Source organism: Neorhizobium sp. T25_13, assembly GCF_002968675.1.
Lineage (GTDB): Bacteria > Pseudomonadota > Alphaproteobacteria > Rhizobiales > Rhizobiaceae > Neorhizobium > Neorhizobium tomejilense.
The window spans coordinates 157,649-180,486 of the sequence record NZ_PVBI01000003.1; the positions used below are offsets into that span (position 1 = coordinate 157,649).

The window sequence follows — 22,838 nt, forward strand, 5'->3', positions numbered from 1 at the left end:
AATTTTCACCCATAGGACGATGGCCGAATTTTTGAGCGGGGGGCCGCTTTGGAATACGAGGGGAATTTAAGACATATGGATACGATGGCACTTTCTGAGCATTCCAACGCAGCCGCAGGCCTGCTGTCTGCCATGGCCAACCCGAAGCGGTTGATGATCCTGTGCTGCCTGGTCAAGGGCGAAGTCGCCGTGGGTGCGCTTGCGTCGCAAGTCGGCCTCAGCCAGTCAGCACTGTCCCAGCACCTTTCCAAGCTGCGGGCCCAGAAGCTGGTGAAGACCCGCCGCGATGCGCAGACCATCTATTACTCCAGCTCGTCGGAATCGGTGATCAAGGTCCTCGAGACCTTGGAAGAAATCTACTGCGCTCCGGTACAGAAGAAATCAGCAGCCGCGTGAGAATGACAGCGCTGACATGACGTCACGCTGCCCTGCCCCAGCCCCCGCCATGACGGCCGGGGGCTGGGGCATTTCCATGCCGGGCCAGCCGACCGGGTATCGAGCCTGCGGGCGCAAGGCCCGGCACCAACGAATTAGTGCCTGGCCATGCGACGCAGCGTGGCGGTCACTTTCTGCCAGTCGTAGGGTTTGGAAAAGAACACGCTGCGCTCGGGCAGATCGGCCTCGCTCAGACGGACCTGCCCCGACACGATGATGATCTCGATCGGCGGCCAGCGGTCGCGCACGGCAGCCGCCAGCTTCATGCCGTTCATACTGCCGGGCATGTCGATATCGGTAAAGACGATGCGGATATCGGTGCGTGTTTCAAGGATCGTCACCGCCTCGTCGGCATCGGCTGCCTCGATCGCCCGGAACCCCGCATCCTCCACAAGGTCCATTGCCATCATGCGCAGAAGCGGCTCGTCCTCGACCACGAGGACAGCCTGTTTTTTCGGCGGTGTGGATTGTACCATCCGGTCAGTCTGCCTGTGCTAGCTGAAGGAGCACAGCTGTCATCTCAGCGCTGAACCCCGGTTGACCATAACTAACGAGAACACCGCCGGTTCCGATCAAACCCATGCGAATAAGCTTGGAGCCGAAACCCTTGCGCTCCGGCTCGCGCGGAGGCGGGCCGCCGGTTTCCCGCCAGGAGAGGTAGAAGATCGCGCCGTCGCCGGTGCCTTCGATGCGCCAGTCGATCGCCACCCGCCCCGTATCGTTGGAGAGCGCCCCGTATTTCACCGCATTGGTCGTCAACTCGTGCAGGAGCAGGGAAAGCGAAAGCGAGCCTTTCGGCCCGAACCGCACGTTGGGACCCTGCGCGTCGATCCGGTCACGCATGCCGATCCCGTTCATCGTCCGGTCGACGACCGCGTAGACCGAGGCGCTCGTCCAGTTCTGCTCGAACAGGATGTCGTGGGCGGTGCTGAGCGCGTGCAGGCGCTTTTCGAAGGCCTCCACGAGGCCCCGCTCCGCCACCGGCCGGAGCGTCTGGGTGGCAATCGCCTGCACCATCGACAGGGTGTTCTTCAGCCGATGGCTCATTTCCCTGTTGAGCATCTGCTGCTCCAGCTCGGCCTGAACCCGCGACATCGCGATCTGGATGCGATTGCCGAAGCTGCGGACGAAAGAAATCTCTTCCTCCATCCAGGGATAAGGCTGGTCGTGATGGATGAAGGCGACGAGCCTGAAGCGCCCGAGTTCGAAGATCGGCACGTTGACGAGCACGCGGATGCCAAGCGCAAGAAGCGCCGGCGCGTGGTCGCGGGTGCGTGGGTCGGTGGCGACGTCGGCGATGACAACGGCCTCCCCGCGCTTCAGGTCGTCGACAAAAGACCCGTAGTCCCGGAAGTGGTGAAGCCCGGCAAGGCTCTTGACGCCGGGGGCGCACCATTCGGGCGGTACCGACACCGTCTCGTCCGCTGCGTTGACGATGCCGAAACCGGCGCGCGTCGCATCAAGCGCCCTGGCCATCAGGTCGCCGGCAGCGATCGCCATCGATTCCATGTCGCTGAGGTCACGCAGCCTGTCGCCGACATCGAGCAGGGCCTGCACCCGGGCGGCCTCCCGTTTGGCGGCGGTCACGTCCCTGACCGTGCCGATCATCTTGACCGGCCGGCCCGCCTCGTCATGGCGAAAGCTGGCATTGCGGGCGATCCAGCGCACGCCGTATCCCGGCACGCGAATGCGATATTCAACGTCGAGCGGCGCATCCCCCTGCTGCCGGGACGTATCGTCGGACTGCAGGCCCTTGTCCTGCGGCAGCACCATGTCCTCGAAGACCCGCGTCGGATAGGTCTCGGCGATGGGCACGTGGAAGATCCGGCAGAATTCCCGCGAGACCCGCATCATCGAGGTGGCGATATCGATTTCGAATGTGCCGATCCTTCCCGCCTCCTGGGCCGCCAGGCTCGCATTGACGCTGGAGCGAATATTGGCGCTGATGGTCTTCTGGCGCCGGAACAGGTCGTCCTTACGCTGCGAGATGCGCCGCATTTCGAGAAGTGCTACGACCTGCCGGGCAAGTGCCTGCAGCGCCGCCTTCTGCCCCTCGTCGAGCCCCCGCGGCCGAGGCTGGACGTCGATGACGCAGAGAGTGCCGATCACCACCTCGTCCGGCGTGATCAGCGGCGCACCGGCGTAGAAGCGGATATGCGGCTCGCCGGTCACGAGCGTATTGGCACGGGTGCGTTGGTCGAGCTGCAGGTCGGGGATGACCAGCACATCGGAACTGCCGAGCGCATGGGCGCAGACCGACTGCTCGATCGGCGTGTCGCATGCCTCGAACCCGACGCGCGCCTTGAACCACTGCCGGTCCCTCTCGACCAGACTGACGAGCGCCACGGGCGCGCCGCAGAGGGTGGACGCGACAAGCACGATATCGTCGAACTCCGGCTCCGGCTCGGTGTCCATGATGTTATAGGCATCGAGCGCTTCCAGCCGCTCGATATGCACGTCTTCGTTGGGATCGGGATCGGCCAATGAGGGTCTCGGAATTGAAGTTTTAACGCGATATTGGCAGCTTTCGCCAAAAGACCAGAGAGGCGCAATCAAATTTCACGACCGGTGGAAACCGCGTTGAAATCTTGAGCCTTCGCTGGAAATCCGAAGGCCTGGACCGCTACCCTAGCGCGATCGCCTCGACCGGCAGGGCCGGTCCGGCGGTTTTTGCACGGACGCGGGAATTCGCGCAGCCCTCGCTCCGAAGGCGGTTGACGCCTCCGATCCCCCTGATAATTTGACCATGCAGTCAAAACTTGGTGCAATGACGCCGACCGGGAAATGGCCACCCGAAGAAACCGAATGGCCATGGAGAATGTCATGTCCAACCGCCTGAATACCACGCCCAACGATCTTCGGGCGTTCTGGATGCCGTTTACGGCAAACCGCCAGTTCAAACAGGAACCCCGCCTCTTCGTCGGTGCCAAGGATATGCACTACACGACCCATGACGGCCGCCAGGTGCTCGATGCCACCGCCGGCCTCTGGTGCGTCAATGCCGGCCACTGCCGCCCGAAGATCACCGAGGCGATCCGCGAACAGGCCGGCGAGCTGGATTACGCGCCCGCCTTCCAGCTCGGCCATCCGAAGGCGTTCGAACTCGCCAACCGCCTGGTCGATATCGCGCCAGAGGGCATGAACCACGTTCTCTATACCAATTCCGGCTCGGAATCGGTCGAGACGGCGCTGAAGGTGGCGCTCGCCTACCACCGCGTGAAGGGCAACGGCTCGCGCTTCCGCCTGATCGGCCGCGAGCGCGGTTATCACGGCGTCAATTTCGGCGGCATCTCGGTCGGCGGCATCGTCTCCAACAGAAAGATGTTCGGCACGCTTCTGACCGGCGTCGACCACCTGCCGCATACCCACCTGCCGGGCAAGAACGCCTTCACCAAGGGCGAGCCGGAGCATGGCGGCGATCTTGCGACCGAGCTTGAGCGCATCGTCACCCTGCATGACGCCTCGACCGTCGCAGCCGTCATCGTCGAGCCGGTCGCCGGCTCCACCGGCGTGCTGATTCCGCCGAAGGGCTATCTGCAGAAGCTGCGCGAGATCTGCACCAAGCACGGCATCCTGCTGATCTTCGACGAAGTCATCACCGGTTTCGGCCGCCTGGGCGCGCCGTTCGCGGCCCAGTATTTCGACGTCAAGCCGGACATCATCACCACCGCCAAGGGCCTCACCAACGGCGTGATCCCGATGGGTGCGGTCTTCGTCACCTCCGAGATCCACGACGCCTTCATGACCGGGCCGGAGCACATGATCGAGTTCATGCACGGCTATACCTATTCCGGCAACCCGATCGCCTCTGCCGCCGGCCTCGCGACGCTCGAAACCTACAAGGAAGAAGGCCTGTTCGACCGCGCCCGTGACATCGCCCCCTATTGGGAAGCGGGCCTGCATTCGCTGAAAGATCTGCCGAACGTCATCGATATCAGAAACCTCGGCCTGATCGGCGCGATCGAACTCGACCCGATCGCCGGCGAACCCACCAAACGCGCCTTCACCGCCTTCCTGAAGGCCTACGAAGACGGCCTCTTGATCCGCACAACAGGCGACACGATTGCCATGTCCCCGCCGCTGATCGTCGAAAAGCATCATATCGACGAGATCTTTGGCAAGCTGCGCGAGATCTTGACGAGCAATATCTGAGGCGAGGTTGGCTATCCGTACGGAAAAGGCGGCCCGAAGGCCCAGCCCCTAACTTAAATGTGGAATATTTTCTGTCGCAAATATCTGTCGCGAAACTGCGACTTTTGCGAATGAGTTTTGCGACAGATATTCCCCTGAAAAATCGGTGTTCCCGATTTTGTCACGAAACTTAGGATTTTTGCGATGGCTCTTCGTCAAGACCTACTGGCGGAATATGAACCGCTGCCTAGATGGATGAGCCCGGATTGCGTCACGTTGGACTAGAATGCAAACTTATGGACGCCGGGACGGGTGGCTAAAACGAGCTGTGGCAAAATCCATCTCAATGGCGCACCCTTCAGAATCAAAGGCGTTTTATCAGTAGGCTCATGCGATTGAATCTTTAATTGATGGAAATAAGGGGGGACGATATGCCGCCAAATGATTTCGGAAGAGTTGGAAGCGACTACCAGAGATATTCGGACGGGATACGCGGAAGAATACGACACGAGCTGGTGTTCGAGGTCGTGGCCGGACTAACAGCAGCGGGAGGAACCGTTCTGGACATGGGGTGTGGCGACGGCGAAATATCACTGCGTCTATGCGAAGCCGGGTTCAATGTCCTTGGCGTCGATGCATCGTCCGAAATGCTGCGCCGGGCAAATCTACGCAAGGCCCATTTGCCCGAGAAAGCCCGCAAGCGGCTTAATTTTGCGGTCGGCGATATCGAAAGTTTCGAGCCAGAACAGACGTTCGATGCAGTCTGCTGTCATGGGGTACTAATGTACCTAGACGACAGCAGCGCCGCGATTCAAAAATTGTCAAATCACGTTACCCATGGCGGCGTGCTCAGTATTCTGACCAAGAACGCGCTCTCCAGCGGGTTTCGCGAAGCTTTCCGAGGAGACTACACGCTTGCACGGCAGTTGATCGAGACTGACGCAGCCAGCAGCATGGGCAACCTTGGCATCAGCACTCGCGGTGACGATCCTTCGGCGGTCATCGATCTCATGAAGCGGTGCGGTTTTGATGACTGCCAATGGAGGGGGATTCGCATCTTTTCGGATCAGCTCGATGCGGATAGCTTTGACGATAACCTCGCTGACGCACTGATTGCACTTGAGCAGACAGCTTCGGTACGCGATCCCTATAGGATAATGGCCCGGCTGTTTCATGCGACAGGCCGAAAGGTCCATCAGACTTAACACTGATGGTGTCGAATAGCGGTACGCAACCATCGACTTCCGCCAATCCCTTCGCATGGCCACTTTATGACAGTTGCTTTAATACAAAGGGCATTCTTATAGGGCATTGCAATCTTCTGTTTGGCCGTCAATGATCGTCAGCCATGGCCACCGTTTTAAGTATTCCATGCATTTAATCTGATATAACTTACGCTGAGGGTTGAGGGGATTTAGGCGCAGGATGCCATTCCACATATCCTCCAAGCCATCAGGAGCATAAAGGCTGTAATCGGAAAGGCGAATACCGACTCTTGTGCAAAGGGTAAGATAACGGTCGATGCCATCCTCTGCCTTTTTTAAGGCCGGATATTCCGCTTCAAACTTTTCCCTGTACCAGAGATGGACCCGAGCTTGGTTCTTGACTTCCACCTTTGCGGGTAAATCGGCAACGGCTTGCTGCACCCGCCGAATGACGGCATCTTCGGCGTCCCATGATAAGTCGGAATCATCGAAATAGAAGACGTCGTAGTCCTTTATCCCGTACTGTGGATCGTAGCCAGATTTTAGATTCCAAACCGTCTGCACGAGGCAGCCAGCCGTTAGAATGCCTTGGGGAATCTGGAGGGGACGCAGCCGGCTTAACACTTCACCATTTATAGGGTTACGCCGAACGGACTCAAAAAACTGCTGTTCCGTAAGCGACATAGCTTCCCCTCCTTTTTTGCTTATGAGCTTCGCAACCGCCTGTCGCGAAACTCCCAATTAAAGCGACAGTTTTGCGACCAAATTTTTCGACGTCGAAAAAACCAACGTTTCGCGACAGGTGAGTGCGTAGAATGCTTCGCGAGATATTTCCAGTAAGATAAACCGCCCCGGACACCCATGCCGCAAGGGGATTCGGCACGAGTATCTACTTGGATTCCACATTTCGGTCGGGGCTGGGCCCGAGGGCCGTCTTTTTGTCTTCCCTCATCCCCGTGCTCACTACAGGGATGAGGAATGAGATGCCGCACTGCCATCCGCCAGACTTCAGCGGATGACGATGTCATTCAACTGAAACCTTAGCCCTTGAAGAACGCCAGCAAGTCGGCATTGATCACATCTGCATGGGTAGTCGCCATGCCGTGCGGAAAACCTTCATAGACCTTCAGCGTACCGTTCTTGAGAAGCTTGACCGCAAGCAGGGCAGAATCGGCGATCGGGACGATCTGGTCGTCGTCGCCATGCATGACGAGAACCGGCACGTCGATCGCCTTCAGGTCTTCGGTGAAGTCGGTTTCCGAAAACGCCTTGATGCAATCGTAATGGGCCTTGGTGCCGCCCATCATCCCCTGCCGCCACCAATTGGCGATGACGCCTTCGGAAACGGTAGCGCCTTCCCGGTTGAAGCCGTAGAACGGGCCGGCCGGAACGTCGCGGAAGAACTGGGCGCGGTTGGCGGCAAGCGCTGCGCGAAAACCGTCGAAGACTTCGAGAGGCAGGCCGCCCGGATTATTGTCCGTCTTCAGCATGATCGGCGGCACGGCGCCCATCAGAACCGCCTTGGCCACTCGGCCACCGCCGCCATACTGGGCAACGTAGCGGGCAACTTCGCCGCCGCCGGTCGAATGGCCGACATGGATGGCGTTTTTCAGATCGAGATGGGCGGCGAGCTCGGCAACATCGGCAGCATAGGTATTCATTTCGTTGCCGGTTTCGGTCTGGGTCGAACGACCGTGGCCGCGGCGGTCATGGGCGATGACGCGAAAACCCTGGTGCAGGAAAAACAGCATCTGGGCGTCCCAATCGTCGGCCGAGAGCGGCCAACCGTGATGGAAGACGACCGGCTGGGCGTCCTTCGAACCCCAGTCCTTGTAGAAGATCTGCGTGCCGTCCTTGGTGGTGATGAAATTGCTGGTCATGGTTCTCGTGTCCTTTCGAAACTGATTTTTCAATGACTGCGACATGAATGGCGGGCGCGGCAGCAAAAATGGCCGACCAGACATTCATAGTACCGTTGCGTGTCGTTCCTTTGAACCGCACCCTTCGGATTATCGCGATCTCCATACCTCGATATTTGTTATCGCGATAAACATATGGGTAACGGCACTCTTCGATCGTGTCTACAAAAATATTTATCGCGATATCAAAATTGTGCTATATGTCGGGAAGAACCTGGAACAGCACCGGAGCAAGCATGCCCGCCTCCCCCCTTCCGCCGCTCGACGAGCAGCTCTGCTTTTCGCTCTATGCGGCCCATATCGCCATCAATCGCGCCTACAAGCCGATGCTCGACGACATGGGCATCACCTATCCGCAGTACCTCGTCCTGAGCGTGCTCGGCGAACAGGACGGCTCGACGATCGGCACGATCGCGGAAAGGCTGGGCCTGGAATCGAGCACCATCACCCCGCCCGTCAAGCGGCTCGAACAGGCCGGGCTGCTGGAGCGCCGCCGCAGCAAGACCGACGAGCGCCAGGTGCATGTCTGGTTGACCGACGCCGGCCGCGTCCTGATCGCGAAGAGCACATGCCTCGGCGAAACTTTGATCGAACGGTCCGGCATGCCGCCGAAGGAATTCCAGGCTTTCAACCGTCAAGTCCGTACCTTCCTCACCGCTCTGGAGCGCAAGGCCTAGTTTCGCATACGTCGCTGAATCTGGGCGAGATCCAGAATTTTCGCGCATTCCTTGGTGAAAATCACAAAAATCCGTCCCGTTTTGTTATCTTCTTGCGGAATCCCGGCGAAATTCATACAGAATTGGCTGCCGACCGCCGAAAGCCAAAAATGGCTCGGCACGGTATCGACCGCATCGCTTTCCGTCCTTGGCACGACCGCGCCCGGCGCGATATCGAAGACGGAAGGTAGGGGTGCGGCGTTCACCGCGGGGTTGAAGCCCCCATCCAAGGAGACCAAGATGAACCTCAAGATGCTTCTGGGGGCAACGGCACTCGCCTCCCTGACTTTCGCTCCGCTTGCCCAGGCCGACATCGTCATCGGCCTGATCGCCCCGCTCACCGGCCCGGTCGCGGCCTATGGTGACCAGGTCAAGAACGGCGCCGAAACCGCCATTGCGGAGATCAACAAGAAGGGCGGCATTCTCGGCGAAAAGGTCGTCCTGAAGGCGGCCGACGACGCTGCGGAACCCAAGCAGGGCGTTTCTGCGGCCAACCAGCTGGTCGGCGAAGGCATCCGTTTCGTGGTCGGTCCGGTGACGTCAGGCGTTGCCATGCCGGCTTCCGATGCGCTTGCCGAAAACGGCGTGCTGATGGTCACTCCGACAGCGACCACCCCGGCCCTCACCAGCCGCGGCCTCACCAACGTGTTCCGCACCTGCGGCCGCGACGACCAGCAGGCCGTGGTTGCCGCCAATTACGTCCTGAAAGCCTTCAAGGACAAGAAAGTCGCGATCATCAACGACAAGGGCGCCTATGGCAAAGGCCTCGCAGACGCCTTCAAGGCAGCTCTGAACGCCGGTGGTGTCAAGGAAGTGCTCGACGACGCAGTCACCCCCGGCGACAAGGATTTCAGCGCGCTGACGACCCGCCTGAAGTCGCAGAATGTCGACGTGATCTATTTCGGCGGTTACCATCCGGAAGGCGGCCTGCTCGCCCGCCAGCTCGCCGATCTCGGCGTCAAGGCAACGATCATCGGCGGCGACGGCCTGTCGAACAGCGAGTTCTGGAACATCGGCACCAAGGCTGCGGCCGGCACCGTCTTTACCAACGCCTCCGACGCGACCAAGAGCCCGGATTCCAAGGCTGCCGCCGAAGCCCTCGCCGCCCGCAAGATCCCCGCCGAAGCCTTCACGCTGAACGCCTATGCCGCCGTCGAAGTGATCAAGGCCGGCATCGAAAAGGCAAAGAGCGCCGAAGATGCGGAAGCGGTGGCCGCGGCCATCAAGTCCGGCGAACCGATCGCCACTGCCATCGGCAAGCTCACCTACGGCAAGACGGGCGACCTCACCTCGCAGAGTTTTTCCCTGTTCAAATGGGAAGACGGCAAGATCGTCGCCGCCGAGTGACATCTTTCAAATCACATGACCGGCGGGCGCCTTCGGGCGCCCGTTTGTTTTGAGCCGCCTCACTCGACATGAACCGCCAGCGTCCGCTTCAGCGTCTTCAGCACGACGCTCGTCGTGAATTTGCGGATATTCGGGTTCATCTCCATCATCCGGTCCGCCAGCACATCAAAATGCTCGACGGACTGGACGAGGATCACCAGCGTGAAATCGCCCCGGCCGGACGTACCCCAGGCCTCCTGCACCTCCGGCGTATCCGCCACCCAGCGCAGCAAAGGCGGCATGAGCTCCGGCCGGTCGCGCTCCAGTTCCACCTCGACCAGCATGGAAACGGCCATGCCGACCTTTTTCGGATCGACGATCGAAACGTCCCGCAGGATCACCTTGTCCTCCCGAAGCTTCTGCAGCCGCCGCTGTGCCGAGGACGGCGACAGACCCACGCGCTCGGCAAGCTCGTTCAAGGTGATGGTCGCATCCCGCTGCATGAGCTTGAGGATTTCACGATCGGCTTTCGTCAATGCCATGAGAAGATTTCCCGGCTTCAAAGCAAATTCCGGGAAATATTCCTGATCATGAGCATGATTTCAGGAATCCTGCCGGCTTTTCGTTGGCATCTTAACGCCATGACCCGGAACCAGCCACACCCTTCCGCCGACGGCATTCTCGCTGCTTCGAAAAGCATCGATCCCGTCTTCACCAACAGCCCGCTGATCGAGCAGCAGACGGCCAATACGGCTCTCGGCCTTCGCCTGCTGGCAAAAGTGGAGACGCTGAATCCGATCCGCTCCTTCAAGGGACGCGGCACCGACTGGTGGATGCAGAACTAACCGGCTGGCGACCACCCCGTCGTCTCCGCCTCCGCCGGCAATTTCGGCCAGGGGCTCGCCTATGCCGGCCGGGCGCGCGGACGCAGGGTGGTGATCTTTTCCGCCACCACCGCCAATCCCGGCAAGGTCGAAGCAATGCGCCGGCTCGGCGCCGAGGTGCGGCTGGAAGGCATCGATTTCGACGCCGCCAAAGCCGCCGCGCGTGCCTATGCGCAAGCGCATGGCTGCCCCTTTGTCGAAGACGGCGCCCTGCGGAGTATCGCCGAAGGGGCAGGCACGATCGCGCTGGAAATCACCGAGCGCCTCTCCCGGCAAGCCGTTGGACTCGACGCCATCCTCGTGCCGCTCGGCAATGGCGCGCTTCTGACCGGGATCGGCACCTGGATCCGTGCCAAGGCACCCAACTGCAAGGTCATCGGTGTGGTCGCCGCCAATGCGCCCGCCATGAAGCAATCTCATGAAACCGGCCGGCTCGTCACCACGGAGACCGCAGCAACCGCAGCCGATGGCATCGCGGTTCGGGAGTGCGTTCCTTATGCACTGGACTGCATGAGGACGACCGTCGACGAGGTCTGGGAAGCGAGCGAAGCGGCCATCCGCGAGGCGCGGGAATTCTGCCGCATCCATTACGGCCTCGTCGTCGAGGAAGCCGGCGCCGCCGGCATTGCCGGTCTCCTGGAAAACGGCGCGAACCTCAAAGGCCGAACCGTCGCCACCATCCTCTGCGGCGGCAATGTCCGCACCGATATCGCATGACGTTCCGCCTGCATCGGTCGCCTCTCCCCGTTTCCTCATTGAACGGTTAGGTTAGGCGACTGATTCAGCGCGAGGAGCCCGCCATGACCACCCGTCTCGAAACCCTCATCGACCAGGGCACCGGCCGCGAACCCGCCGATATCGTGCTGAAGGGCGGCAAATTCTTCGATCTCGTCACCGGCGAACTCGTCGCCTCCGACATCGCCATCAGCAGTGACCGTATCGTCGGCACCTGCGGCGACTATACCGGCAAGACTGAAATCGACATTTCCGGCAAGATCGTCGTCCCGGGCTTCATCGACACCCATCTCCACATCGAGAGCTCGCTGGTGACGCCGCACGAGTTCGACCGCTGTGTCCTGCCCTATGGGGTGACGACGGCGATCTGCGATCCCCACGAGATCGCCAACGTGCTCGGGACCGAGGGCATCCAGTTCTTCCTGGATTCCTCGCTGGAAACGATCATGGACATCCGCGTCCAGCTCTCCTCCTGCGTGCCGGCCACTCATCTGGAGACGGCCGGCGCCGACCTGCCGATCGAAAAGCTGCTACCCTTCCGCGATCACTCCAAGGTCATCGGCCTTGCCGAATTCATGAATTTTCCTGGCGTCATTTATAAGGACCCGATCTGCCTCGCCAAGCTCGACGCCTTCTACGGCGACCATATCGACGGTCACGCGCCGCTGCTGCGCGGCAAAGATTTGAACGGCTATCTCTCCGCCGGCATCCGCACCGAGCATGAATGCACCACCGCCGAGGAGGCGCTCGAAAAGATCCGCAAGGGCATGCATATCCTGGTGCGCGAAGGCTCTGTCTCGAAAGACCTCCACGCCCTGATGCCGCTCCTCACCGAGCGGCTGTCACCCTATCTCGCGCTCTGCACCGACGACCGCAATCCGCTCGACATCGCCGAACAGGGCCATCTCGACTACATGATCCGCACCGCGATCGCCCATGGCGTCGAACCGCTCGCCGTCTACCGCGCCGCCTCGATTTCCGCCGCCAAGGCGTTCGGCTTGCGCGACCGCGGCCTCGTCGCACCTGGCTGGCGGGCCGATCTCGTCGTCGTCGACAGCCTCGAAAACTGCAAGGCCGAGATGGTGTTCTCCGCCGGCCGCAAGGTCACCGACGAACTTTTCGCCACCCGCAGACCCGTCGCCCCGGTCGGCCTCGACAGCGTCAAGGCACGCCCGGTGCAGGCGATGCATTTCGGCGTGCCCTTCACGGAGGGCGAAACGCCGGTCATCGGCGTGATGCCAGGCAAGATCATCACCGAACACCGCCGCTACCGCCTGCCCGCAAACGGCAACCAGACCGGCGTCGATCTCGACCGCGATATTATCAAGGTCGCGGTCATCGAGCGGCATGGCAAGAACGGCAACCATGCCAATGGTTTCGTTCAGGGTTTCGGATTGAAGAAGGGGGCGATCGCCTCGACTGTCGGGCATGACAGCCACAATATCTGCGTCGTCGGCGTCAGCGAGGACGACATGGCGATGGCCGCCAACCGGCTCGGCGAAATCCACGGCGGCTTCGTGGTGGTCGAGGACGGCAAGGTCACCGGGGAAATCGCCCTGCCCATCGCGGGCCTGATGAGCCTCGAGCCCTACGAAGTGGTCCGCGACACTCTCCACCACCTCCGCCAGGCCGCCTATGCGCTCGGCACCACGCTCCAGGAACCCTTCCTCCAGGTCGCCTTCCTGCCGTTGCCCGTCATTCCGCACCTGAAGATTTCCGACAAGGGCATGGTGGATGTGGATAGGTTTGCGCTGATCGGGTGACTATTTCTGATAGCCTTTGGCCTTCATCCACCCCTCAGGAAGCTCGTCGCCTTCCATGGGTGGATTGTCGGGGACGTTTTCAAGCGACTTGAGAAAATCCTCTGGCGTCGCGTTTCCAGCACGTTTCTTGAGAAATTCCGCCGCCGTCTCTACTACTCCAACTTTCTGAGCGACCGCCGACGCGATCCACTGGTTCAGAGACACGCCATCCTCTTTGGCCAGTCGTGCAGCGGCCGCCTTGATCGACGCTGGGAGTTTCAACGGATATGTATTTGTACTCATGTCCTCAGTTCCTCCAACAGTTCGCTGGGCTTTAATATTCGGAGTCCAAATGGCTTCCTTGCCTGCTCGAAATCTCGAACATTGTGCGTTATCAATGCGTCCGCACGTCCGTTAAGCGCTGCATCGAGCACCATTTCGTCTTTTGCGTCTGAAAGCTGCGGTCGCCATTGGTAGTGAACATCAACTGACTCGGCCAATGTCAGAAAACCCGCAAGAGCCCGGTCGATGTCGGCCCATGCCATTCCATGCACGTTCATGTGTTCTGCTCTTTTGAGAACCGCTTCGTATTCGAGAAACAGAGCCACGGTGACAAGGGGTCGGATCTGCCGCGACCCTATGGACTGCAAAATAGCATAGGACGCTCCACCACGGCTTCGGTAACCGGCAGCCAGAACATTGGTATCGAGCACCACGCGTTTCATCGTCTCCGACGATAATACATCCCATGGGATGTTTCAATATCCAGGCACCGCCGCCCTCACCGCCGCCTCAGCACCATCCCCGCATGATAAAGCACCCCGTCGCGGAAATCGCCGTCGGCGGTAAAGCCGGTGTCGTCCTTGTAGTCGATATGGTCGCCGTTCACCCAGTAGCGGCCCTCATAGGCCTTTTCGCGGGTGCCGCGCGCTTCCACATAGCGGCCGTTCGGCAGCAGTTCGTGACGGATGTGGTTGTCCTCGGTCACCCACATTCCGGCATAGGGATGCTCGGTCATGGTTTTCTCCTCTTGCCTGATGTCGTGTGCAAGCGCCGTAAACGTCGCGACCAAGGTGAAGGCGGCGGCAAACGCGAGCGGGGCTCGGAAACCCGAGAGGGCGCGAAAAAACCGTTCAGCCATTGAGATATTCCCTCCTGAGCATCCGTTCGCGGCGGCGTCTTTCCGTGCCGCGAGAGCGTTTGAGGAAACCGCCGGCAAAATCGGCGACCCAATGGATGGGGCTTTCAAGTAAGCGCTGAAAATTGCTCATCACCATCTCCATTTGCGTCCGGGCTGGTTCGATCGGACGAGCCGAATATGGTGGAAAGCAGCGGGCGAGCGGTAGACCAGTCCTCCGGCATGATTGCACAATCCTCCGAAGCTCGATTGAAACGGCCAACAGCGCCACCATATGGTGCCCACACCAAACCGCGGAATCCTGTATTTCCGGCATTCACAACTCCGCACGAGGCCCAAGATGGAAAAACTCAATCAACTTGCCCGGCTGATTGCACAAAACACCGATGGCGACGGCGTGTTCGAGACAGTGATCCCGCGCCTGTCGGTGATCCGCATGTCGAAGCCGACCGAGCCGCTGCACGCCATCCATCAGCCGGCGGTGTGCATCATTGCGCAAGGGGCGAAACAGGTCATGCTGGCCGAGGAGATCTTTCGCTACAGCCCCGGCCAGTATCTGGTCGTCTCGGTCGACATGCCGGTCACCGGCCAGGTCATCGAGGCTAATCAGGAAGAGCCCTATCTCTGCCTGCGCCTCGATCTCGACCTGAAGCTGCTGAGCGAGATGCTGGTGGACATGCCGGCAGCAGCAGGTGTCCCGGCCATGCGAAAAAAATGCATCGGCCTCAGTCACACCACGCCGGAATTCCTGGATGCCGCACTCCGCCTCGCCCAGCTTCTCGGTAAGCCCGACGAGATCGCCTATCTCGCGCCGCTGATCGAGCGCGAACTGATGTTCCGGCTGCTGCGTGGCGACCAGGCCGAGATGATCCGTCAGATCCTCGCCCCTGAAAACCGGCTGCAGCAGGTCAACCGGGCTATTTCCTGGATCCGCCAGAACTTCTCCGCCCCCTTTTCGATCGAGCAGGTGGCGATCGAAGCGCGCATGAGCACGTCCTCGCTGCACCAGCATTTTCGCGAGGTGACGGCGATGAGCCCGCTGCAATACCAGAAGCAGCTGCGCCTGCAGGAGGCCCGCCGCCTCATCCTCGGCAATGCCATGGATGCCGCCACCGCCGCCCATCAGGTCGGTTACGATAGCCCCTCGCAGTTCAGTCGCGAATACCGCCGCCTGTTCGGCGCCCCGCCGATCCAGGATATCACCAGGCTCAGAAGCGAACCGGTCCGTTACGCCCAGGCCTGATCCGCCCGATTCCCTCTTCTCCAAAGTTATTCAACCGATCGGTTGACAATAAAATTCCGTGCGCGCATATTCAACCACATGGTTGAATTAAACATACATCCGATCGATACGGTCTTTCACGCCCTCAGCGACGGCACGCGCCGCCGCATGCTCCGCGAGCTGGCACAGGGCGAGCGCACGGTCAGCCAGCTGGCCGAGCCGCACGACATGTCGCTCGCGGCGGCCTCGAAACACATCAAGGTGCTGGAAGGCGCCGGGCTGATCCGCCGCGAGATCCACGGCCGCACCCATCTCTGCCGCCTCGAACCCGGCCCGCTTGCGACCGCCCATGAATGGCTCACCTTCTATGAGCGCTTCTGGACCAGCAGGCTCGATATCCTGGAACGCCTTCTCAGGGAGGAGGACGCTCAAAAGAGTGCTCCGGACGAAATCCGGAAGCGCCCGCTGAAATCCCCTGCCCCACAGAAATCTGAAACTGAACCTGAAACGGGAGAAGACCAATGAACGACATGACATCCTTGAACAAATACGGCGCTGTAGCCGAACCTTTCGCTTTCAGCATCCAGCGCCGGTTGCCCGGCCCCATCGAGCGGATCTGGGACTACCTCACCGACAGCGATCTGCGCCGCCAGTGGCTCGCGTCGGGCATGATACCGGCACAGGCGGGCAGTTCCTTCGAACTCACCTGGCGTAACGACGAACTGTCCGATTCGTCGGAAGGCAAGCCTGAGGGTTTTCCCGCCGAACACAGCATGCAGAGCGAGGTGATCGCCTTCGAGCCTCCGCATCGGCTCGTCTTCTCGTGGCCCCCACGCGGCGAGGTCAGCTTTGAACTTCAGCCGGCCGGCAGCGAAATCCTGCTCACCGTCACCCACCGGCGGATCTCCGATCGCCGCAACATGGTCATGGTCGGCGCCGGCTGGCACATGCATCTCGACATCCTGGTTGCCCGGGCAACCGGCGCCAAGCCTGAACCGTTCTGGGAAGGCTGGAGCCGCCTCAAGGAAGAATACGACCGCCGCATCCCGGCTTGAAGCATCGTTGTCGCCTCCGCCCCATGGTCCCGAGGACGCCTCGGACCCGGGCGGAGGTCTCAGCCGAACCCTTCCGTCCGCGGTTGGCGCCATCCCATGGAGACAAGATATGAGCACCTCTTTTACGGGCGGATGCGCCTGTGGCGCACTTCGTTATGAGATCTCTGCCGAACCGGCGGTCATGGTCGATTGCCAGTGCCGCCAGTGCCAGCGCGAAAGCGGCACCGGCCACGCCTCCCACCTCACCTTCCCAAGCGCTGCCGTCAAGGTCGAGGGCAAGGCGACCCATTGGGAGGCGACCGGCGACGGCGGAACGGTCAAGAGGCGGGCCTTCTGCCCCACCTGCGGTTCGCCGGTCTACATGACGTTCCCCGCCATGCCGGACTATTTCGTCATCCGCGCCGGCAGCCTCGACGATCCGAGCCGGTACAAGCCGCAATTCGTGACCTGGCACGCCGCCGGCCACGCCTGGGACCATCTCGATCCGGCCCTGCCGAAATTCGAGAATATGCCGCCGACTTAAAAACCTTCACACCCGGGCGCAGAACACGTCGAGGGCGTCGAGCTGCACCACGCCCTTGTCGAGCCGCGACATGAAGCCCGGCAAGTTGACTGGCAGGATTTCGCTGAGCCGCTTCGGCAGGGTGAAATCCTGGGCCCTGCGGGTCAGGTTGAAAATGAACAGCAGTTTTTCGCCGCCCTTTTCGCGCACGAAGGCGAGCAGGTCCTGATTGGTATCGAGGAAGGTCATGTCGCCGTCGACGAGCGGCGGATGCGCCTTGCGGAAGGTGAGTGCCGCCCGGTAATGGTGCAGCACGGACTCCGAAAGCCCCTCCTGCGCATCGACGGCTCGCGCCGCATGTTCGCCCGGAACCGGCAGCCAGGTCTTCGAACCCGTGGTGAAGCCCGCATGCGGTTCGCTTGCCTCCCACACCATCGGCGTGCGGCATCCGTCGCGCCCCTTGAAGGCCGGCCAGAAGCGGATGCCATAGGGGTCGCGCAGGTCCTCGTAGGAAAGCTCCGCCTCGGTCAGCCCCAGCTCCTCGCCCTGGTAGAGGCAGATCGAGCCACGCAGAACCGAGATCAGTGTGATCGACAATTTCGCGATGCGATCCTGCTCTTCCGGAGCCTCGATGAAGCGGGTCACGTGCCGCATCACGTCGTGGTTGGAAAAGGCCCAGCACACCCAGCCGTTGGTCACCGTGTCCTGCACGGTCGTCATCACCTTGCGGATGTAGGCGGCGTTGAAGGCCGGGCCGAGCAGGTCGAACGTGTAGCACATATGCAGCTTGTCGTTGCCGCTGGTATAGATCGCAAGCGTCGTCAGCGAGCGTGGGCCGTCGCCGACCTCGCCGACCGTCGCGCGTCCCTCATAGGTGTCGAGCAGCGCCCTGAGCCGCTTCAGGAACTCGATATTCTCCGGCTGGCTCTTGTCGTAGAGGTGGTTCTGCATCGAATAGGGATTGGTATCCGTCTCCATGCCGGCGCCGTCCGTGTCGTAGACCATCGGCGGATTGTTGCGCAGCTGCTTGTCATGGAAATAGTAGTTGACCGTATCGAGCCGGAACCCGTGCACGCCGCGGTCGAGCCAGAAACGCACCGTGTCCAGCATGGCGTTCTGGACATCGGGATTGTGGAAGTTGAGATCCGGCTGGGCGATCAGGAAGTTGTGCATGTAATATTGCTTGCGCACGCCGTCCCATTCCCAGCCCGGCCCGCCGAAGATCGACAGCCAATTGTTCGGCGCCGTGCCGTCCGGCTTGGGGTCGGCCCAGACATACCAGTCCGCCTTCGGATTGGTGCGGCTGGATCGGCTTTCGACGAACCACGGATGCCGGTCGGAGGTGTGGGAAATCACTTGGTCGATGATCACCTTCAGCCCAAGGCGATCGGCCTCCGCCATCATCTCGTCGAAATCGGCGAGCGTGCCGAACATCGGATCGACATTGCAGTAGTCGGAGACGTCATAGCCCATGTCGGCCATCGGCGAGGTGAAGAAGGGCGAAAGCCAGATCGCGTCGACGCCAAGCGAGGCGACATGCGGCAGGCGCTCGGTGATGCCCTTGATGTCGCCGATCCCGTCGCCGGTCGTGTCCTGAAAGGAGCGCGGATAGATCTGGTAGATCACCGCGCCGCGCCACCAGTTTGCATCGACCGCCTGCGTCGCCATCTTTGGACTCTCCTTCCGTCAAATGTTCCAGGCCAACCTAGTGCCCCCGGCTTAAAAGACAACGCAAAAGCAAGGCTCTGCCAAGTTCCGAGACTGCTCCCTTGCCACGGCTGAAACTTCGGCCTATGCGAATTTCAAAACACGGGAGAGATGCAATGGGCGGACGGCTTCTTTCGATTGGCGAATGCATGGTGGAGCTGTCGCAGGCGGGCGAAGGCCTGTTGCGCAAGGGCTTTGCCGGCGACACCTTCAACACCGCCTGGTACGCGCGGGCCTGCCTGCCGGCCGAATGGTCGGTGGATTATTTCACCGCGGTCGGCGACGATCCGCTGTCGACCGAAATGCTGTCGATGATGAGGGATGCCGGCATCGGCACGAGCTTCGTCCGCCGCATCGAAGGCAAGACGCCGGGCCTCTACCTGATCACGCTGAAGAACGGCGAACGCACCTTCAGCTACTGGCGCGACACCGCCGCCGCCAGGAAACTCGCCGACGATGCCGACCATCTGCGCAGTGCCATCGAGGCTGCCGACATCCTCTATTTCTCCGGCATCACGCTGGGCATCCTTAGCCCGGAAGCGGTCGAGACGCTGCTGTCGGAACTGCGCCGCGCCAAGGCTTCCGGCAAGATGGTCGCCTTCGACCCGAACATCCGCCCCCGCCTCTGGCCGAACGGGGATTATATGCTGCAGACGATCGAGGCAGGCGCCCGCGCGGCCTCGCTGGTCCTGCCGAGCTTCGACGACGAGACCACCCATTTCGGCGACGCGACGGTGGCCGACACCATCGCCCGCTACCATGCGCTCGGCGTCGGAGACGTCGTGGTCAAGAACGGCGCGGATGGCGCAACGCTGAGCTTCGCAGGCACCGCTCCCGTCCATGTCCCTTCGGTCAGGACCGCCCAGCTCGTCGACACCACCAGCGCCGGCGACAGCTTTAACGGCGCCTTCCTGTCACGCCTCGTCCGTGGCACCCCGCCGGCACAGGCCGCGGCCTACGGCGCCTCGGTCGCGTCCGTCGTCATCGGTCACCACGGCGCCCTCATCAGCCCGGCGCTGCTGCCGGGCTGAACACCGACGGACACAGCCGACAGCGACCGACGGCAGAGATCGAAACCGGCGAAAATGTCCGGCTGATTTCCTCGCTGCGTCATAAATCAATTCTCAGTCATTATGTGACAGGGTTGGGATCGATGAAACGATCGCTCTCAACGAGGAACAGAAAATGCGTATCGCGCTTGCCTTCCTGACCGTCCTGGCCCTCTCCCCGGCCGCACACTCCGCTCCGATCGATGCCCTGACCAAGGCCGAAACAAAGACCTACGAGGCATGGGGAAAGCTCGGCCTGACGGAGCGTCTGGTGACCTTCGTCACCGCGCCCTCCACCGGCTACGGCATCTATCAGGAAAAGCAGTCCAGCATTTTCAAGCCGGGTGAAAAGGTCATCACCTATGTCGAGCCGATCGGATTTGGGTGGAAAGAGCTTCCCCACGACATGTACGAACTCAACTTCGTGTCGGACCTGAAGATCAAGGCGGCGAACGGCGAGGTCATGCTCGACCAGAAGGCCTTCTCCACCAATGTCCTGCAGAGCCACAACGCCAACATGGAATTCTCCATGGATTTCACCCTGACGCTGACGGGCGCTCCGGCTGGCAAATATACCCTGACCTACACGATCCACGACATGAGCGGCGGCCAGACCTCGACTTTCGATCAGGAATTCACCATCGCCGCCAACTAACCGCCCCGGCGTCGGCTGCCCTCGCTCGAGGGTCAGCCGGCGACCCGGAACGATACCGGAAACCCCCGCATCACCGAATTGGCGACCGTGCAGACGCTTTTGGCGCGTTCGATCAGGGCCTGGGTGTCGCTACCGTCGCCCGAGGTGCAGATGACGTCGAGCTCGGCGCCGACGGCGATCAGCGGCGCGCCCTCAAGTTGGAGGGTGACGCTGACGGCGATATCCTCGATATCGATGTTCATCTCGTGCGCCGCGTATCGGAGGTCGTTGCAGAAACACCCGCCGATCGCCAGCGCCAGAAGCTGTCCGCCGTTGAACCCGAGATTGCGCCCGCCGGCCTTGCCCTCCGGCCGGTCGACAACGATCGTATGGCTGCCGGCCCAGCCCAAAGCCGCCTCGGTTCCGGCCACGTTGCGAAGCTCGACGGTCGACGTAATCATGGGCAATCCTCCGCTCTCACGCCATGTCGGTGTGAATAAAATCCCCGCCCTTGTAGGCGATCTTCTGTCCTATGCTGGAAGCACAGGCATAAGTGAAACAGTCGCCGAGATTGAGCTTGGCCTTGTGGCCGACGATCTTTCCATAACGAACCGCTGCCTCACGCGCCGCCAAACCGATCTCCGGGGAGATAGCGATCTCTTCTGCCGCAAGCGCGATCATGAACTCATCAACTGCCGCGCCAGCGCCTTGGACCATTTCCGGCGTCGGTCTTTTATCCTTGCCCAAAGCCTCTGCCTTGGCCCGTGCCAGCGAAAGGCTGGCTTCCATTCTGACGAGCGGGGACACGTAGAACGGCCCGCCCGCGTCATCGAGCCGCCGCATCTGCTCATCGGCATCCTCTTCCGGTTTCAGGATCGCAACGATGACCGAGGCATCGATAAACATCAGAGATCGTCCCAGAGGTCGTCGGTGAAGGCCTTCTGATCGAAGTCGGAATTGGAAGGCCCCAGCGCATCGGCCATGGCTCGCGCCTTTGTCAGCCGTTCCTTGAGCGGCACCGTTGCCCTGACCCGTTCCAGCTCGTGGCGCAAGGCTTGGCGCAAAGCCTCAGTCTTGGTGGGGACTTTCAAAAGCCCCTGCAGCTCGACAGTCATCTCGGCGATTTCCTCGTCGCGAACGAAAAGCGGCATCTGAGATATCTCCCTCGGAGGAATTGGATATCATCTTTCCCGATCCGCGGCAATTCCGCTCTGAGGCGCCCGACATGCACCCTTCATCAGCCTGTAACAAACTTTTCCGATAGAAGGCTGAAAACGTGTCCGTTGGCGCGAGTCGTGGACGGATCGGCAACCGGGCTCGGCCTTCCATGACAAGAATAACCATCGTGACGGATGCCTGGTACCCTCAGGTAAACGGTGTCGTCCGTTCGATCGAGAATACCAACCGCGAACTCGCCCAGATGGGCGTCGACGTGGCAATGGTGACGCCGCAGGATTTCACCAGCGTTCCCTGCCCCACCTATCCGGAGATCCGCTTGTCAGTCGCCACCTACTGGCAGATCGCCAGCGCCATCGAGGCGTCGATGCCGACCGCCGTGCATATCGCCACCGAAGGCCCGCTCGGACTGCTCGCCCGCCGCTGGTGCCTCAAGAACAACATCCCCTTCTCGACCAGCTATCACACCCGTTTTCCGGAATACGTGTCGGCGCGCTTCCCGATCCCGGTCCGCTGGCTGCATGGCTTCGTGCGCTGGTTCCACAATGCCGGCAATGGCTGCATGGTTGCGACCGCCAGCCTCGAGCGCGAACTCGCCAAGCTCGGCCTCAAAAACCTGCTACGCTGGAGCCGTGGCATCGACCAGACCATGTTCCACCCGATGGATCTCGACGAGCGTCCCTTCGACCTGCCGCGCCCGATCTTCATGACCGTTGGCCGCGTCGCGGTGGAGAAGAACCTGCCCGCCTTCCTCGATCTCGACCTGCCCGGCTCCAAGGTCGTGGTCGGCGACGGCCCGGCGCGCGCCGATCTGCAGAGACGTTATCCGAACGTGCTGTTCACCGGCATGAAGACCGGCGAGGACCTCGCCCGCGCCTATGCCCAGGCCGACGTCTTCGTCTTCCCCTCGAAGACCGACACGTTCGGCAACACGATCCTCGAGGCGCTGGCCAGCGGCGTGCCGGTCGCCGCCTACCCGGTCACCGGCCCGATCGACATCATCGAGGAAGGTTCGGGCGCCGGGGCGCTCAGCGAAGACCTGCGCGAAGCCTGCCTTGCGGCGCTCGGCTGCTCGCGCGAAAACGCCCGGACGCTTGCCCGCAAGTTCACCTGGGAAGCGGCATCGAAACAGTTCCTGAACAACGTGCTGATCGCCCAAGGGCGGCCGAAACTGCCGGCCCCACGCGGTGGAATTCGGCCTTCGGCGGTGTAGCCGCAGCCGCTCACGGGGCTCTCGCCTTGGGGCTGCCCCTCATCCGCCC

At 61.2% G+C, this 22,838-nt stretch carries 28 protein-coding genes and 1 pseudogene; 15 read left to right on the forward strand and 14 right to left on the reverse strand.

Annotation, left to right across the window (positions count from 1 at the left end; all coding sequences use genetic code 11):
• Nucleotides 1-75: 75 nt before the first annotated feature.
• Nucleotides 76-396: a helix-turn-helix transcriptional regulator gene (locus C5J22_RS07730; RefSeq protein ID WP_037076453.1), complete on the forward strand. Its 321-nt coding sequence runs from the start codon at nt 76-78 to the stop codon at nt 394-396.
• A 134-nt stretch (nt 397-530) separates the two neighbouring features.
• Here C5J22_RS07730 and C5J22_RS07735 read toward each other — a convergent pair whose 3' ends face one another.
• Both C5J22_RS07735 and C5J22_RS07740 read right to left on the reverse strand, forming a co-directional pair.
• Nucleotides 531-911: a response regulator gene (locus C5J22_RS07735; RefSeq protein ID WP_105437786.1), complete on the reverse strand. Its 381-nt coding sequence runs from the start codon at nt 909-911 to the stop codon at nt 531-533.
• 4 nt (nt 912-915) lie between these two features.
• On the reverse strand, nt 916-2,919 hold the full coding sequence (locus tag C5J22_RS07740) for a GAF domain-containing protein (RefSeq protein ID WP_105437787.1): 2,004 nt from the start codon (nt 2,917-2,919) through the stop codon (nt 916-918).
• A 339-nt stretch (nt 2,920-3,258) separates the two neighbouring features.
• Between C5J22_RS07740 and C5J22_RS07745 the strand changes: the two genes are divergently transcribed.
• On the forward strand, nt 3,259-4,587 hold the full coding sequence (locus C5J22_RS07745; protein ID WP_105438112.1) for an aspartate aminotransferase family protein: 1,329 nt from the start codon (nt 3,259-3,261) through the stop codon (nt 4,585-4,587).
• A gap of 494 nt (nt 4,588-5,081) precedes the next feature.
• On the forward strand, nt 5,082-5,771 hold the full coding sequence (locus C5J22_RS07750) for a bifunctional 2-polyprenyl-6-hydroxyphenol methylase/3-demethylubiquinol 3-O-methyltransferase UbiG (protein WP_172746563.1): 690 nt from the start codon (nt 5,082-5,084) through the stop codon (nt 5,769-5,771).
• A gap of 96 nt (nt 5,772-5,867) precedes the next feature.
• Here C5J22_RS07750 and C5J22_RS07755 read toward each other — a convergent pair whose 3' ends face one another.
• Together C5J22_RS07755 and C5J22_RS07760 are read right to left on the reverse strand one after the other, a co-directional pair.
• Nucleotides 5,868-6,455 carry a nucleotidyltransferase family protein gene (locus tag C5J22_RS07755; protein ID WP_105437789.1) on the reverse strand — a complete coding sequence of 196 codons (588 nt, stop codon included), beginning with the start codon at nt 6,453-6,455 and terminating at the stop codon, nt 5,868-5,870.
• 356 nt (nt 6,456-6,811) lie between these two features.
• Nucleotides 6,812-7,651, reverse strand: a complete 840-nt coding sequence (locus C5J22_RS07760) for an alpha/beta fold hydrolase (RefSeq protein ID WP_105437790.1) — start codon at nt 7,649-7,651, stop codon at nt 6,812-6,814.
• A 275-nt stretch (nt 7,652-7,926) separates the two neighbouring features.
• On the opposite strand from C5J22_RS07760, the gene C5J22_RS07765 reads away from it, so the two are divergent.
• Complete coding sequence (locus tag C5J22_RS07765) at nt 7,927-8,367, forward strand: MarR family winged helix-turn-helix transcriptional regulator (RefSeq protein WP_105437791.1); 441 nt, start codon at nt 7,927-7,929, stop codon at nt 8,365-8,367.
• On the opposite strand, the gene C5J22_RS07770 is transcribed toward C5J22_RS07765, so the two are convergent.
• On the reverse strand, nt 8,364-8,645 hold the full coding sequence (locus C5J22_RS07770) for a hypothetical protein (RefSeq protein ID WP_105437792.1): 282 nt from the start codon (nt 8,643-8,645) through the stop codon (nt 8,364-8,366). The two genes, C5J22_RS07765 and C5J22_RS07770, sit on opposite strands and share 4 nt — an antisense overlap.
• Before the next feature lies 1 nt (nt 8,646).
• Between C5J22_RS07770 and C5J22_RS07775 the strand changes: the two genes are divergently transcribed.
• Entirely contained in the window at nt 8,647-9,753 is a 1,107-nt protein-coding gene (locus C5J22_RS07775; RefSeq protein WP_105437793.1) for a branched-chain amino acid ABC transporter substrate-binding protein, read from the forward strand.
• 59 nt (nt 9,754-9,812) lie between these two features.
• Here C5J22_RS07775 and C5J22_RS07780 read toward each other — a convergent pair whose 3' ends face one another.
• On the reverse strand, nt 9,813-10,274 hold the full coding sequence (locus tag C5J22_RS07780) for an Lrp/AsnC family transcriptional regulator (protein WP_105437794.1): 462 nt from the start codon (nt 10,272-10,274) through the stop codon (nt 9,813-9,815).
• Nucleotides 10,275-10,322: 48 nt separating this feature from the next.
• Between C5J22_RS07780 and C5J22_RS31615 the strand changes: the two genes are divergently transcribed.
• The 3 genes and pseudogenes from C5J22_RS31615 (at nt 10,323) to ade (ending at nt 13,114) form a co-directional block, all read left to right on the forward strand.
• A complete protein-coding gene (locus C5J22_RS31615) occupies nt 10,323-10,577 on the forward strand; it encodes a hypothetical protein (protein ID WP_245440321.1) in 255 nt (84 codons plus the stop codon).
• A gap of 27 nt (nt 10,578-10,604) precedes the next feature.
• A pseudogene (locus C5J22_RS07785) lies at nt 10,605-11,333 on the forward strand (threonine/serine dehydratase); the annotation flags it as partial.
• Nucleotides 11,334-11,416: 83 nt separating this feature from the next.
• The gene (ade, locus tag C5J22_RS07790) at nt 11,417-13,114 is read left to right on the forward strand and encodes an adenine deaminase (RefSeq protein ID WP_105437795.1); all 1,698 of its coding nucleotides are present in this window, start codon (nt 11,417-11,419) and stop codon (nt 13,112-13,114) included.
• Here the strand turns inward: ade and C5J22_RS07795 are convergent, their stop codons facing one another.
• The 4 genes from C5J22_RS07795 to C5J22_RS31080 are packed head-to-tail and all read right to left on the reverse strand — an operon-like array spanning nt 13,115 to nt 14,364.
• The gene (locus C5J22_RS07795) at nt 13,115-13,396 is read right to left on the reverse strand and encodes a toxin-antitoxin system HicB family antitoxin (protein ID WP_105400441.1); all 282 of its coding nucleotides are present in this window, start codon (nt 13,394-13,396) and stop codon (nt 13,115-13,117) included.
• Nucleotides 13,393-13,818, reverse strand: a complete 426-nt coding sequence (locus C5J22_RS07800; protein WP_105437796.1) for a putative toxin-antitoxin system toxin component, PIN family — start codon at nt 13,816-13,818, stop codon at nt 13,393-13,395. Before C5J22_RS07800 ends, C5J22_RS07795 begins: the two co-directional genes overlap by 4 nt.
• Nucleotides 13,819-13,874: 56 nt before the next feature.
• Complete coding sequence (locus C5J22_RS07805; RefSeq protein ID WP_105437797.1) at nt 13,875-14,234, reverse strand: Atu4866 domain-containing protein; 360 nt, start codon at nt 14,232-14,234, stop codon at nt 13,875-13,877.
• Nucleotides 14,227-14,364 carry a hypothetical protein gene (locus C5J22_RS31080; RefSeq protein ID WP_172746564.1) on the reverse strand — a complete coding sequence of 46 codons (138 nt, stop codon included), beginning with the start codon at nt 14,362-14,364 and terminating at the stop codon, nt 14,227-14,229. The genes C5J22_RS07805 and C5J22_RS31080 overlap by 8 nt, the downstream gene beginning before the upstream one ends.
• A gap of 207 nt (nt 14,365-14,571) precedes the next feature.
• On the opposite strand from C5J22_RS31080, the gene C5J22_RS07810 reads away from it, so the two are divergent.
• From C5J22_RS07810 to C5J22_RS07825, 4 genes are all read left to right on the forward strand, one after another.
• Nucleotides 14,572-15,474, forward strand: coding sequence for an AraC family transcriptional regulator (locus C5J22_RS07810; RefSeq protein WP_105437798.1), 903 nt, complete (start codon nt 14,572-14,574; stop codon nt 15,472-15,474).
• Nucleotides 15,475-15,552: 78 nt separating this feature from the next.
• A complete protein-coding gene (locus tag C5J22_RS07815; protein WP_105437799.1) occupies nt 15,553-15,978 on the forward strand; it encodes a helix-turn-helix transcriptional regulator in 426 nt (141 codons plus the stop codon).
• Nucleotides 15,975-16,508 (forward strand): SRPBCC family protein, encoded by a 534-nt coding sequence (locus C5J22_RS07820; protein ID WP_105437800.1) that lies wholly within the window; start codon nt 15,975-15,977, stop codon nt 16,506-16,508. Before C5J22_RS07815 ends, C5J22_RS07820 begins: the two co-directional genes overlap by 4 nt.
• A 109-nt stretch (nt 16,509-16,617) precedes the next feature.
• Nucleotides 16,618-17,031: a GFA family protein gene (locus tag C5J22_RS07825; RefSeq protein ID WP_105437801.1), complete on the forward strand. Its 414-nt coding sequence runs from the start codon at nt 16,618-16,620 to the stop codon at nt 17,029-17,031.
• A 6-nt stretch (nt 17,032-17,037) separates the two neighbouring features.
• On the opposite strand, the gene C5J22_RS07830 is transcribed toward C5J22_RS07825, so the two are convergent.
• A complete protein-coding gene (locus C5J22_RS07830; protein WP_105437802.1) occupies nt 17,038-18,678 on the reverse strand; it encodes an alpha-glucosidase in 1,641 nt (546 codons plus the stop codon).
• 155 nt (nt 18,679-18,833) lie between these two features.
• Here C5J22_RS07830 and C5J22_RS07835 point away from each other — a divergent pair, with 155 nt between their 5' ends.
• Entirely contained in the window at nt 18,834-19,748 is a 915-nt protein-coding gene (locus tag C5J22_RS07835) for a sugar kinase (RefSeq protein ID WP_105437803.1), read from the forward strand.
• A 154-nt stretch (nt 19,749-19,902) separates the two neighbouring features.
• A complete protein-coding gene (locus C5J22_RS07840) occupies nt 19,903-20,421 on the forward strand; it encodes a hypothetical protein (protein ID WP_105437804.1) in 519 nt (172 codons plus the stop codon).
• Nucleotides 20,422-20,453: 32 nt separating this feature from the next.
• On the opposite strand, the gene C5J22_RS07845 is transcribed toward C5J22_RS07840, so the two are convergent.
• The 3 genes from C5J22_RS07845 to C5J22_RS07855 are packed head-to-tail and all read right to left on the reverse strand — an operon-like array spanning nt 20,454 to nt 21,551.
• The gene (locus C5J22_RS07845; RefSeq protein WP_105437805.1) at nt 20,454-20,861 is read right to left on the reverse strand and encodes an OsmC family protein; all 408 of its coding nucleotides are present in this window, start codon (nt 20,859-20,861) and stop codon (nt 20,454-20,456) included.
• Nucleotides 20,862-20,877: 16 nt separating this feature from the next.
• Nucleotides 20,878-21,309, reverse strand: a complete 432-nt coding sequence (locus tag C5J22_RS07850; RefSeq protein WP_046666590.1) for a type II toxin-antitoxin system VapC family toxin — start codon at nt 21,307-21,309, stop codon at nt 20,878-20,880.
• Nucleotides 21,306-21,551: a type II toxin-antitoxin system VapB family antitoxin gene (locus tag C5J22_RS07855; RefSeq protein WP_105437807.1), complete on the reverse strand. Its 246-nt coding sequence runs from the start codon at nt 21,549-21,551 to the stop codon at nt 21,306-21,308. The genes C5J22_RS07850 and C5J22_RS07855 overlap by 4 nt, the downstream gene beginning before the upstream one ends.
• 176 nt (nt 21,552-21,727) lie before the next feature.
• Here C5J22_RS07855 and C5J22_RS07860 point away from each other — a divergent pair, with 176 nt between their 5' ends.
• A complete protein-coding gene (locus tag C5J22_RS07860) occupies nt 21,728-22,789 on the forward strand; it encodes a glycosyltransferase family 1 protein (protein ID WP_105437808.1) in 1,062 nt (353 codons plus the stop codon).
• The last annotated feature ends 49 nt before the right edge of the window (nt 22,790-22,838 follow it).

Coding starts and splice junctions, on each gene's coding strand:
- C5J22_RS07730 (WP_037076453.1), top strand. CDS start 76: ATGGATACGATGGCACTTTCTGAGCATTCCAACGCAGCCGCAGGCCTG.
- C5J22_RS07735 (WP_105437786.1), bottom strand. CDS start 911: ATGGTACAATCCACACCGCCGAAAAAACAGGCTGTCCTCGTGGTCGAG.
- C5J22_RS07745 (WP_105438112.1), top strand. CDS start 3,259: ATGTCCAACCGCCTGAATACCACGCCCAACGATCTTCGGGCGTTCTGG.
- C5J22_RS07755 (WP_105437789.1), bottom strand. CDS start 6,455: ATGTCGCTTACGGAACAGCAGTTTTTTGAGTCCGTTCGGCGTAACCCT.
- C5J22_RS07760 (WP_105437790.1), bottom strand. CDS start 7,651: ATGACCAGCAATTTCATCACCACCAAGGACGGCACGCAGATCTTCTAC.
- C5J22_RS07765 (WP_105437791.1), top strand. CDS start 7,927: ATGCCCGCCTCCCCCCTTCCGCCGCTCGACGAGCAGCTCTGCTTTTCG.
- C5J22_RS07775 (WP_105437793.1), top strand. CDS start 8,647: ATGAACCTCAAGATGCTTCTGGGGGCAACGGCACTCGCCTCCCTGACT.
- C5J22_RS07780 (WP_105437794.1), bottom strand. CDS start 10,274: ATGGCATTGACGAAAGCCGATCGTGAAATCCTCAAGCTCATGCAGCGG.
- C5J22_RS31615 (WP_245440321.1), top strand. CDS start 10,323: ATGAGCATGATTTCAGGAATCCTGCCGGCTTTTCGTTGGCATCTTAAC.
- ade (WP_105437795.1), top strand. CDS start 11,417: ATGACCACCCGTCTCGAAACCCTCATCGACCAGGGCACCGGCCGCGAA.
- C5J22_RS07795 (WP_105400441.1), bottom strand. CDS start 13,396: ATGAGTACAAATACATATCCGTTGAAACTCCCAGCGTCGATCAAGGCG.
- C5J22_RS07800 (WP_105437796.1), bottom strand. CDS start 13,818: ATGAAACGCGTGGTGCTCGATACCAATGTTCTGGCTGCCGGTTACCGA.
- C5J22_RS07805 (WP_105437797.1), bottom strand. CDS start 14,234: ATGGCTGAACGGTTTTTTCGCGCCCTCTCGGGTTTCCGAGCCCCGCTC.
- C5J22_RS31080 (WP_172746564.1), bottom strand. CDS start 14,364: ATGAGCAATTTTCAGCGCTTACTTGAAAGCCCCATCCATTGGGTCGCC.
- C5J22_RS07810 (WP_105437798.1), top strand. CDS start 14,572: ATGGAAAAACTCAATCAACTTGCCCGGCTGATTGCACAAAACACCGAT.
- C5J22_RS07815 (WP_105437799.1), top strand. CDS start 15,553: ATGGTTGAATTAAACATACATCCGATCGATACGGTCTTTCACGCCCTC.
- C5J22_RS07820 (WP_105437800.1), top strand. CDS start 15,975: ATGAACGACATGACATCCTTGAACAAATACGGCGCTGTAGCCGAACCT.
- C5J22_RS07825 (WP_105437801.1), top strand. CDS start 16,618: ATGAGCACCTCTTTTACGGGCGGATGCGCCTGTGGCGCACTTCGTTAT.
- C5J22_RS07830 (WP_105437802.1), bottom strand. CDS start 18,678: ATGGCGACGCAGGCGGTCGATGCAAACTGGTGGCGCGGCGCGGTGATC.
- C5J22_RS07835 (WP_105437803.1), top strand. CDS start 18,834: ATGGGCGGACGGCTTCTTTCGATTGGCGAATGCATGGTGGAGCTGTCG.
- C5J22_RS07840 (WP_105437804.1), top strand. CDS start 19,903: ATGCGTATCGCGCTTGCCTTCCTGACCGTCCTGGCCCTCTCCCCGGCC.
- C5J22_RS07845 (WP_105437805.1), bottom strand. CDS start 20,861: ATGATTACGTCGACCGTCGAGCTTCGCAACGTGGCCGGAACCGAGGCG.
- C5J22_RS07855 (WP_105437807.1), bottom strand. CDS start 21,551: ATGCCGCTTTTCGTTCGCGACGAGGAAATCGCCGAGATGACTGTCGAG.
- C5J22_RS07860 (WP_105437808.1), top strand. CDS start 21,728: ATGACAAGAATAACCATCGTGACGGATGCCTGGTACCCTCAGGTAAAC.